The organism is Hominiventricola sp. (genome assembly GCF_057604405.1).
Genome location: NZ_DBLYVB010000038.1, coordinates 1 through 9963, shown reverse-complemented (window position 1 = coordinate 9963; position 9963 = coordinate 1). Strand labels below are relative to the sequence as shown.

Genomic DNA, 9963 nt, shown 5'->3' with positions numbered 1-9963 from the left:
CTTATATTTTTTTCGTTATCCACTTTCTTATTGGATTTCAGAGGATTTTCCACATTTGGATGTCTTTCTTCCAAGTACTTTTCCACACGACTGATTGCATTTTGCACATAAGAATTTTCTCTAAATCCAGGAATCGAATTCAGAAATTCTTTCTGTATTTTTCCTTCGATCATCAGACTCTGCATTCCTTCATAATCACTTCCGTCTTTCAGATCAAAGCCAACACATTTCAGTCCATGCATACGTTCTGATGGGATTTTCTCATAAGTTTCCAGGGCTTCCGGTAATGTCAGGTCATAATGTACTTCACCCATTACAGGAAATTCAGCACATTCAGCCGCATAAAAGCTGATACATGTAAGATCATTTTCATAATCCACATTTTTTATTTCTGGGACAATATCGAGTATTTTTTCTCTTTGTGCAGCAAAGTCTGGAAGTTCTTTAAATCCAAATCGATCCACGTAATATGCCTGCATCTCCCCACCATGGTTTGTAATGATGACATCACTGACCGACATAGAATGAGCTTTATAATCTGCCGGTAGATTATCGTTGAATATCGCATACAAATCATCCAGCTTTTCATTTTCATGTAATCTGCCAGAATAAACACATTTATAATTTGCTGCATCGATTGTAATACCATCTTCTTTGACCATTGCCATATTCATAAATAAATGTTGTTTTCCCGGTGTGTCTTCATCCACATGGTAAATCGCATAGCGGTCACCATTACCTCTGAACATTTCTTCCTCTAAGGTATAATCAAACTTAAACGGGTACAAAGCCCGATCAACTCTCTCCGAAATATCTGTTCCTTCTGCAATCGTATCTTCCAACCAGTCTTTGATATCTCCCCATGATTCAAACTGCAAATATCCGGCAATTTCATGTGTCCCATCCGGTGTCAATACAATATGTCCCGGTTCGCTTTCCCGATAATCATAGCGGTATCCAGCTGCTTCCAGTGCATCTACCAGAATCCCGTATTTTTCATGTAATTCTGTTTTCTGTTTTTCTTCAAGAATGATTTCAAGCTCTTCTGTAAGCTGATCGATCATTTCACCGGCTGTCTTGCGGATCACATCCATAGATGCTTTCATTTCCTTCATTTCCCGGCTGCTACTCCAGCCTGCAATGTAAGGGAAACTATAATCCGATGTATCCAACCCAAAGGAAGAACACACACAGTAAGCAACCGATTCAGCCTCAACCTCTTTTGTCAGACGATCTTTTTCTACACCCAGGCTTTCCATAATTTCCTTGTCATGCAGTTTTGCATGGGCTGTTTCATGAATGGCAGTCTTTAAGGTCTGGCTTTCACTGAGTCCTTTTTTAATCACGATCTCCTTATCTGCATTGTGATAATATCCATTAGCATTGCCATCGATCTCATCGAATCGTATCGGTACTGGGGATATTTTCTGAATAGCCTGCATGAAAGAATCAAAGTCCTGTACAGCTGCAGTCAATAATTCTGGTGCCAGTGTCTGGATTGGTTCCCCGGATGTCTGAGCAATATCAAAGACGGTAACTGCTTTAAAATGCGGAACCGTAACTTCCACCTGTTCAGTCTTAGGTTTTCCATCGGTTCCCATGATTGGTCGCTGATTTTCATCCAGAACCTCTTTTTCCTTCATTTTCTTATATGGTGCCGGTGCAATGATTGTAATTCCTTTTTCACCTTTCATGACCTGTCTACCCATGGACTGCCAGTTTTTGTAGCTGGTAACAAGTGTGGCATCCGGTCGCTGCATAGCGATCAGCATTGTGTTGTTAAAGGAATAATTGTGAAACTTTGCCATGGTTTTAAGAAATTCCTGATAGCGGTTACTTGTAAAAAGTTCTTCCACACCAGATTCTAGTGACTGCATAATGCTGTCGATATCTTTTCCCTGGACCGGCAGTGGAATAGTAGTAGTTTTATTTTGTTCTGTCATAATACTCCTTTCCAAAAACGCCCCACGACATTGTGCTTATGCCGCAGGGCTTTTTATTAGTTGATGAGATGATTATTTTTTATTAAAGTTCCATATCTTGTTTCTTTGTTTTCGGTTTCTGATCCGGCTGTTCTTTTCCAACTTTCTCTGTTTTTGCAGCCTGCGCTTCTTTTTCTTTCTGACGTTCTGTGAACCTGTCTGCCTTTTCAAAGACGTGATCCTTTGTGTCAAAGTGATATACATCATTGGTAAGGCGTTCTGCTGGTGCTACCTGAGTGGCATTAACTTCTTTTACCATATCTCTTAACATTTCCGCATCCACTTGCCCGTCATCCGGCAAGATCAGCATTTGATGGATGGATGATGGCAAAATGAAGAAATTATTTCCCAGAAGTTCCCCCATGTTATCCATGAATTCCGGATAAAAGATCACACCGGCTCCATTAACTCTTTCTGTATTTGTAACAACAAAGAATGTCGGCATCTCGCTTGACTCCTGCAATGTTTCTAGCAGCATTTCACGTTCATCTGGTGTCAGCATGAGAATATTTTTCTGATATATTTCATCTATCAGTACACCTATACTTGATACCTCTGGGACCATGACACGCGGTGAACTTTTCATAGCGTCTTCATGAATCTGCTCCTGTGTCACTCCATATTCCTTCATCATTTCATTTGTAATCAGCATGGAACTTAATCCATCCTGATCCTTGCCTACTGCCACATGATAGGTAATTGCAAGATCTTCCTTTAGTTGGTGTGGCACAATTTCGAGGACTTCCTTATTTGCTTCGGCTGATGACACACGGATAAACAGCTTATCCTTCACATTTTCATAATTTAAAATAGCTTTCAGATCAACCTGTATCGGTGCCTCAAGGACTATATCTGCAATCTTTCTGCATACAGTTTCCATTGTTACGCTAGGCTGTGTTTTATATGCTTCATACAGCTGGTTAAGATTGATCGTCGGGGTAAGCAGCTCACCTTCTTTTCTCACCATCAGTCCCGTATAGGCACGGTTCAGTTTATGACACTCCATCGTTGATACCTCTGCATTCTCATAATCCTTTGGTAAAAAGAGTTTGATATTGCCCTTTACTTCATTTACAAATTCATTAAAATTCATTCTTCGTTTCCTCCTCTAATCTGTTTTTCTTATTTCTTTTTGCTTTTGTTTTTTGATTTCTTTTTTGGAAAGGATAAAGAAAAATTTACCTTTCCGGTTTCATCTGCATCCATATGAAGATCTGCCTCAAAGTACATATTCTTCTTTCTGGAATACAGGTCTTTTACATGCACACTTCCATTTTTCAAAAGCTCTGCAGCCATCTTTTTATCCATGGTTTTTTCCATGCTCTGCAGATAGCGGTTATCTTTCCAGAGAGCAAAGTGGCAATCGTGGTTGCTACAATAGAAGTTGGTCTTGCTTTCGTATACCAGGCTGCCGCATACCGGACAGGTTCCAATGCTTTCTCTGGTCTGAAATCTTCTTGTTTCTTCTTCGGAGATCGCATCACATCCATTCAGCATCATGGTCAGCATATTTTTAATCCCGGTCATAAATTGTTCCGGTGCAATTTCCCCATGCTCCATCAAGAGCAGCTGATTTTCCCATTCTGCAGTCATACTTGCAGATTTCAGGAAGTCTGGCAGGATCTCAACAAGGACTTTTCCATCATCTGTTGGAAGGATCTGCTTTCCTTTTCGGGTGGCATACTGGGAATAAATCAATTTTTCGATGATACCGGCTCTTGTCGCCGGAGTTCCTAATCCTTTCTTTTCCGTGTCTTCATCGAATTCCTTATTTCCAGCAGTTTCCATTGCCGCAAGGAGAGTATCTTCACTGTATGGTTTCGGTGGTGATGTGAAATGCTCTGTCTTTTCTGCATCCACAGCATAGAACGTTTGTCCTTTGGTTACTTTCGGCATCCTCTCTTTCATTTCCTGATCCGGATCTGCAATTGCCATGCGGTCCTCATTCTTGAAGCAGTTTTCAAAGAGTTTCCATCCATCCTGTAGCACGGTTTTTCCTTTTGCCTTGAAGATTTCTCCCTGGCACTCCACTTCAATCTCTGTTTCCTGGTAAATGTGATCTTTACTCATTGCCATGACCGTATGGACTGCAATCAGAAAAAGAATCTTTTCTTCCCAGGATTTCAATTCATCCAGATGGCAGGATGCAAGCTCCATCGTTGGAATGATTGCATGGTGATCTGTCACTTTGCTGTTATTCATGACTTTCTTCACATCTGGCTGCTCCGGTTGATCAAACGGACCTGTCAGCTGATATTTCTCATAAATCTGATAGACTACATTTCTTGCGGTCTGCTCCATATCTTCGGTCAGATACTGACTGTCTGTTCTTGGATAAGTGATCAGCTTCTTTTCGTACAGGCTCTGGGCGGTATCCAGTGTCTGTTTGGCTGTCATTCCATAGATACGGTTCGCTTCTCTCTGCAGTGTGGTCAGGTCATAAAGCTTTGGGGCTTTTACTTTCTTTTCTATTTCTTTTACTGCAGTGATACTAGCTTCACTTCCCTGGCATCTGCTTCTTAACTGTTCCGCCTCATCCGGATCAAAGATCTTTGGCTTTACTGCCGGAATCCCATCACAATCCAGTTCCACATTGAAATACTTTTCTTTCTGGAAATTGCTGATCTGTCCGGCACGTTCCACCAGCATGGCAAGTGTCGGTGTCTGGACCCTTCCAACAGTCAGCTTTTTGAAGTACTTTGTGGTGTAAGCTCTGGTTGCATTCATTCCTACCAGCCAGTCAGCCTGAGAACGGCATACTGCAGCTTCGGCCAGATGTCGGTATTCCTCTGCGGATCTCAGATGCTGCATTCCATCAAAGATTGCGGAATCTTCCAGAGAACTGATCCATAATCGTTTCACCGGCTTTTTACTTCCGGATAAGTCATAGACATGTTTGAAGATCAATTCTCCTTCACGTCCGGCATCACAGGCATTTACGACATATTCAATTTCCGGACTGTTGAGCAGTCTTTTTAAGATATAGAACTGATCTTTCTTATCTTCTGAGACTGTAACTTTCCAGTCTTTCGGGATGATTGGGAGATCTTCGTATCTCCACTGGCCAAATTTTTCATCGTAGGCATCCGGTGAAACATATTCTGCAAGATGTCCAAAACACCAGCTGACCATACAATCGGCTCCTCTTAAATATCCGTCTTTTCGTTCCTGTGCTCCAATCACCTCTGCGATTGCTCTTGATACACTTGGTTTTTCTGCAATTACTAAATACATGATGTATAACCTCCTTCATATAACGAAACGGAGAGAGCATGTTTTACAGCCCCCTCCGCTAAAAAAGTTTATTTATTTTTCATTTTCTTCAAAATCTTCGTCTTCAGACTCTTCCTCATCCGGAACTTCTTCCAGACCTCCTGTTTCCAAACCTTCAGGCTGATCATCCTCATCTTCCTCTTTCTTTGGTTTATAGATCTTGAAGTAGTAGTATGCTGCTACACCGCCGAGAGCCAGGATCAGAATTGTTGCCATTGCACCCATATTGGTTTTGGTAGATGCTGTTTTCTCCGGATCAACGGTAGCTTCCTTGTCTACATCCTCATTATTTGTTTCATCCAGCACAACCTTTGATGTATCTGGCTGTGGTGTTACGACAGTAGCAGTGCTGTCTTTATCCAGAAATTCGGACAGATCATTCTCGTCAATCTGGGATAACATATAGACATTCTGTGATGTGGCACTGCGGTCAATCACGATATAGAAAGTATTGTTATTCTTCGTTGTAACCGTAAGAAATTCCTTCGTGGAATCATCGGTAATGTCATCCTTAACTTCACCATTGCCAGGTGTCGTAAATGCAGTTCCCTTGTCTGTTCCATCTTCCGGCAACACCTCATTTGTACTTGCCGCCTCATCCTTTTTCTCTTCTTTGTCTGTTGACTGTTCTGTCTGAGTTGCCTCTACTTTAGATGCCTCCGCTGATTCATCCACATAGGCAAATGCTGTGGTTGATGCTGTAAAAAGCATCATGACGCCCAACAGCAATCCTGCCATTTTCTTATTCATTTTCTTCCATTTCACCATTCTGATATTCCTCCTTATTTTCTTCTGTGAATACAAAGGAGCCTGAACCTTCTTCGTCAGACTCCCTGCTTACCTGAAATTTAACTGTTCCATTCTGGATACCATCCAAAAGATCATACAACTGACCATTCTCCATCTTCATACCACGGATGCACTTGATCATCTCATTGTCCTCTTCCTGCTTTAATGCGGCCTGGACACCCCTGAGATATTGCTGCAGATCCGCGATCTTTTTCTCTGTCTTGGCAATCTCATCCAGATATTTTTTAATCTTTTTATTCAAACTTTCACCTCCCTTCGGTCACCCCTTTATGGCAGTCTTCCAAAGCACATGAAGTGTTGCTGCCAGTAGGATGTGCTGATATTTGAGTAATGGATCGGATCCCCACAATGGATCATCATATTGTTACCGACATAGATACCCACATGGCTTGCACCGGATGTGTTATACGTTCCCTGGAAGAAGATCAGATCTCCTGGTTTTGCTTCTCCCGGTGATACATAAGTACATACGCCTCTTAATCCTTCCGCGGTCAATCGTCCATAGTTCCAGCCATTACCACAATGGTTAATGACATAAGATACGAAACCTGAGCAGTCAAATCCAGACGGAGAGTAGCCTCCCCATACATAAGGTACTCCCAGATATTTTTCTGCTTCTCGGATCATCCGGGCAAATTCTTCATCCTGTAATGCTTCTGGCGGAATCTCATAACTCATTCCGTTACCGCCTGACCCACTGGTCACATTGTCTACATCCCACAGATAATTTCTGTTTCCATAGGTCGTATTTAATGCATTGTAAATGATCAGCTGCTCTGCATTCAGATTGGCTCTTGCCACAGCATCAAAGCTTCCATTTGTCAGTGTCACGTATAGAATCTTCTTGGTGCTTGTACTGGTAACTGTTACTTCCTGACTGCCATTGTCATCTGCGATATAAGCTTCCCAGGTCTGGTGTCCATGAGCAGAAGCGGCAGCATGGTTATCATAGTAAACGTCAAACTGCACCCCATATCGTGCAAAGGCTCCGGTATCTTCAACTGTGTATTCCACACCATTCATTACTACCTTAGTACCAATCGGCACAAATGGATTAGAAGCATCTACAGCAATGGTATGGTTTGCTGTTGGATATGCGCCACTGGCAGTTGGTCCGCCTGACCATACACCACAACAGATTCGACAGTTACAGTATCCGCTGGTCACCACCTGTCCCAATGATTCTCCAACTCGAACATTTCTGGTTTCTGTCACCGTTTCTGTTCGACCTTCTGTATTCAGATGATATTGTGCTTCAAAAAGAGCTTGCAGTTCATTTTCAACATCTGAGTACGTCCAGTCTCCATATTTTGCGGTAAGATACGAGATAAGATGGTATGGATTATGACCAATCTCAGCAATGTTGTACTGATACTCGTCATAATTTGGATGTCTTCGTTCCATCTCATTGATCTGCTGATTCAAGGCACTTTCCAAAGCAGCATATCTGTTTTCGGCAGCATAAATATCCTCGTCTGAACTTGGATACGTTGTAATACCGATCACAGATCCAGCACCCTCGATAGAAGCACTGCAGCTCCCCAGAGATACTGCTATGACAAGAAAAAGAAGCGCAAAAATACCGATGCCTGCGAACATGGCACGATTACGCTTTATAATCTCTTTCAAGGCAATCTTTGCTTTTACCGTCATGTTCTCGACACCGGCAATGGTTGTCGCTCCACCTAGACTGCCAGCGGATTTTCCGGCTCTGGCTACCCGGTATGCATCCTTATATCGTTTTTTCTGAAAGAAGCGGTTATAGAAATGTCTCTTTTGCTCAGCGTTCTTTACCGATTCTGCATGTTTGACTCCTTCCATACTTTCTGCAGAACCAAATTTCAGTTTCTTTTCTACAGTAGCCTCACGATAACCTCTGCGATGGGTTTTCACATCCGTTCGTTTGCTGCGGATCTGAGCATGACGCAGGCCACGTAACGCAGCTTCTGTTTCACGCTCTGCAAGTCTGGCACTTTCCACACCTGCATTTTCATCTGTTTCTTCCTCTTCGGAAGTGACTGCTTTCATGCCAGATATAACAGCTTGTGTGGCAATGTACTTCCCGGCTGTCCCTCCCGGTTTCATGCCAGCACCTTTCACCATCTGATTTCCTTCATCATCAAAGGATAATCTTCCGGCTTTTGCCTGTTCTTTGGTCATCTGTTTTTGCAGCTGCTTCTTCCGAATGGATTTCTTTTGGCTGTTCAGATTATTATCATCATCCGGGATTTTTTCATGACGATGCAGTTTCTTTCGATATCCGGATACTTTTTCTTCCGGTGTGACTTCAACTGTATCCTCAACAGCTTCCTGCCGGACAGAAGATTTCCGGATCTTTTCCATCTGCAGTCGTTTACCTTTTCCCGATTTTGAATCTTCATTCTCAGCCTTTTTCCGTTCCCGTTCAGGAACAAATTCTTCCTTATTTTCCGGTCGTCCTCGACTCCTGTGACGGATATCTTTTACACTACCATCACGAAGATTTTCTTCTGTCAGACCATCCCTGGTCATCTTTGCGACCTTTTTATCTTTGCCTTTAAATTCTTTTCCAGCTATAGGTCATCACCTCCTGGCACAACTTTTCTTTCTGTACTCATTCAGTTCCTGGCGTCCTATAATCGGGATACCAGGATAACCATCTGCCTGTGTCCTGATTGCTGGAGAGCTCGCCTGGATATGAAATACCCAGTTCAATTCACTCGGATCTCTCGGCCAGAAACCATTGATCAGCATAGCCTCCTTGAACTGATTGTTGTGCAGATGAATCTGGGTACGTTTATACAGAACTTCTTTCAGATCATCACTGGTAAGATGCGGATAGATTTTCTGTGCCGGATAAAAATTCCAGAATACCCAGTCAAGGATAATGTTCTGTGTTTCCAGCGGAAGTTCATACAGATGATGATCATCATTGACTGTATGAACACGGTATCCATGCTGTGCATTTTCCAGATTTTTCATCTGAATGTAAGGATTATCCTGGTTCCACTGCCTGATTCGGATCTTATCGATTTCCTTCATGCTTTTCCGCCTCCATTTCTTTCTCTCGTTTTTCAACTTCTTCCGGTTTTGTAGTCATCAAACTGTACAGCTTCAAGTTCTTATCGAACTTGTCCTTAAATGGAATAATTGTTGTTCCATAGAAAAGAAGTCCTTCTCCTTCCCCGGAATTCGTCACATAAGACAACTGATATGGGGAAATATTCAGCTGTTTTGCAAGGATCTGTCTGTCACCAGCCGCCTGGTTCAGCATCAGGATAAAATCACTGTTCTCAAAGATATTTTCAATTTCCCTGCTGGCAAGAAGATCTTTGATATTCTGTGTGATTCCAGTCGGTACGCCTCCCCATTTTCTGAATCTCTTCCAGATTTCTACGGAATAAGCTGCTGTCTGTTCTTCTTTGAGCAGAAGGTGGAATTCATCGATATAGTACCTGGTGGATTTGATGCCGCGGTTGATTGTAACTCTGTTCCATACCTGATCCTGGACGATGAGCATTCCGATTTTCTTCAGCTGCTTTCCAAGTTCCTTAATATCAAAGCAGACAATACGGTTATTCAGTTCCACATTGGTTCTATGGTTGAATACTTTCAGTGATCCATTTACATAGATTTCCAGTGCTGTTGCAATTCTCTGGGCCTGGGGTTCTTTCTGCTTTCTGAGGCAATCATACAGGTCACCAAGGACCGGCATATTTTCCGGTTTTGGATCTGCAAAGTACTTCTGATACACCAGTGGAAGACAACGGTCGATTACTGATTTTTCCTCTGCTTCAATACCATCCCTGCTTCCCATGATCAGCTCACATAAGGACAGGACAAAATCGGATTTTACACCAAGTGGATTGTCATCATCGGAATAATCCATATTGATATCCATCGGATTGATATAATCCTT

Annotated in this window: 8 protein-coding genes; all 8 read right to left on the bottom strand. The window is 42.4% G+C overall.

The window, feature by feature from the left end:
• The coding region (locus ACZMB2_RS13285) for a YodL domain-containing protein (protein WP_487597093.1) at positions 1-1943 on the bottom strand (1943 nt) is incomplete at its 3' end.
• Between the two features lie 82 nt (positions 1944-2025).
• Complete coding sequence (locus ACZMB2_RS13280) at positions 2026-3075, bottom strand: DUF5688 family protein (protein WP_487597092.1); 1050 nt, start codon at positions 3073-3075, stop codon at positions 2026-2028.
• Between the two features lie 29 nt (positions 3076-3104).
• Positions 3105-5216 carry a DNA topoisomerase 3 gene (locus ACZMB2_RS13275; RefSeq protein ID WP_487597091.1) on the bottom strand — a complete coding sequence of 704 codons (2112 nt, stop codon included), beginning with the start codon at positions 5214-5216 and terminating at the stop codon, positions 3105-3107.
• 72 nt (positions 5217-5288) lie between these two features.
• A complete protein-coding gene (locus ACZMB2_RS13270) occupies positions 5289-6023 on the bottom strand; it encodes a CD1107 family mobile element protein (RefSeq protein ID WP_487597090.1) in 735 nt (244 codons plus the stop codon).
• Positions 5998-6306, bottom strand: coding sequence for a DUF4315 family protein (locus ACZMB2_RS13265; protein ID WP_118014486.1), 309 nt, complete (start codon positions 6304-6306; stop codon positions 5998-6000). The genes ACZMB2_RS13270 and ACZMB2_RS13265 overlap by 26 nt, the downstream gene beginning before the upstream one ends.
• A 26-nt stretch (positions 6307-6332) precedes the next feature.
• Positions 6333-8576 carry a C40 family peptidase gene (locus tag ACZMB2_RS13260; RefSeq protein WP_487597089.1) on the bottom strand — a complete coding sequence of 748 codons (2244 nt, stop codon included), beginning with the start codon at positions 8574-8576 and terminating at the stop codon, positions 6333-6335.
• A 51-nt stretch (positions 8577-8627) separates the two neighbouring features.
• Positions 8628-9086, bottom strand: coding sequence for a hypothetical protein (locus ACZMB2_RS13255; RefSeq protein ID WP_487597088.1), 459 nt, complete (start codon positions 9084-9086; stop codon positions 8628-8630).
• Positions 9070-9963: VirB4-like conjugal transfer ATPase, CD1110 family (locus ACZMB2_RS13250; RefSeq protein ID WP_487597087.1), on the bottom strand; the 894-nt coding region annotated here is incomplete at its 5' end. The genes ACZMB2_RS13250 and ACZMB2_RS13255, both read right to left, overlap by 17 nt.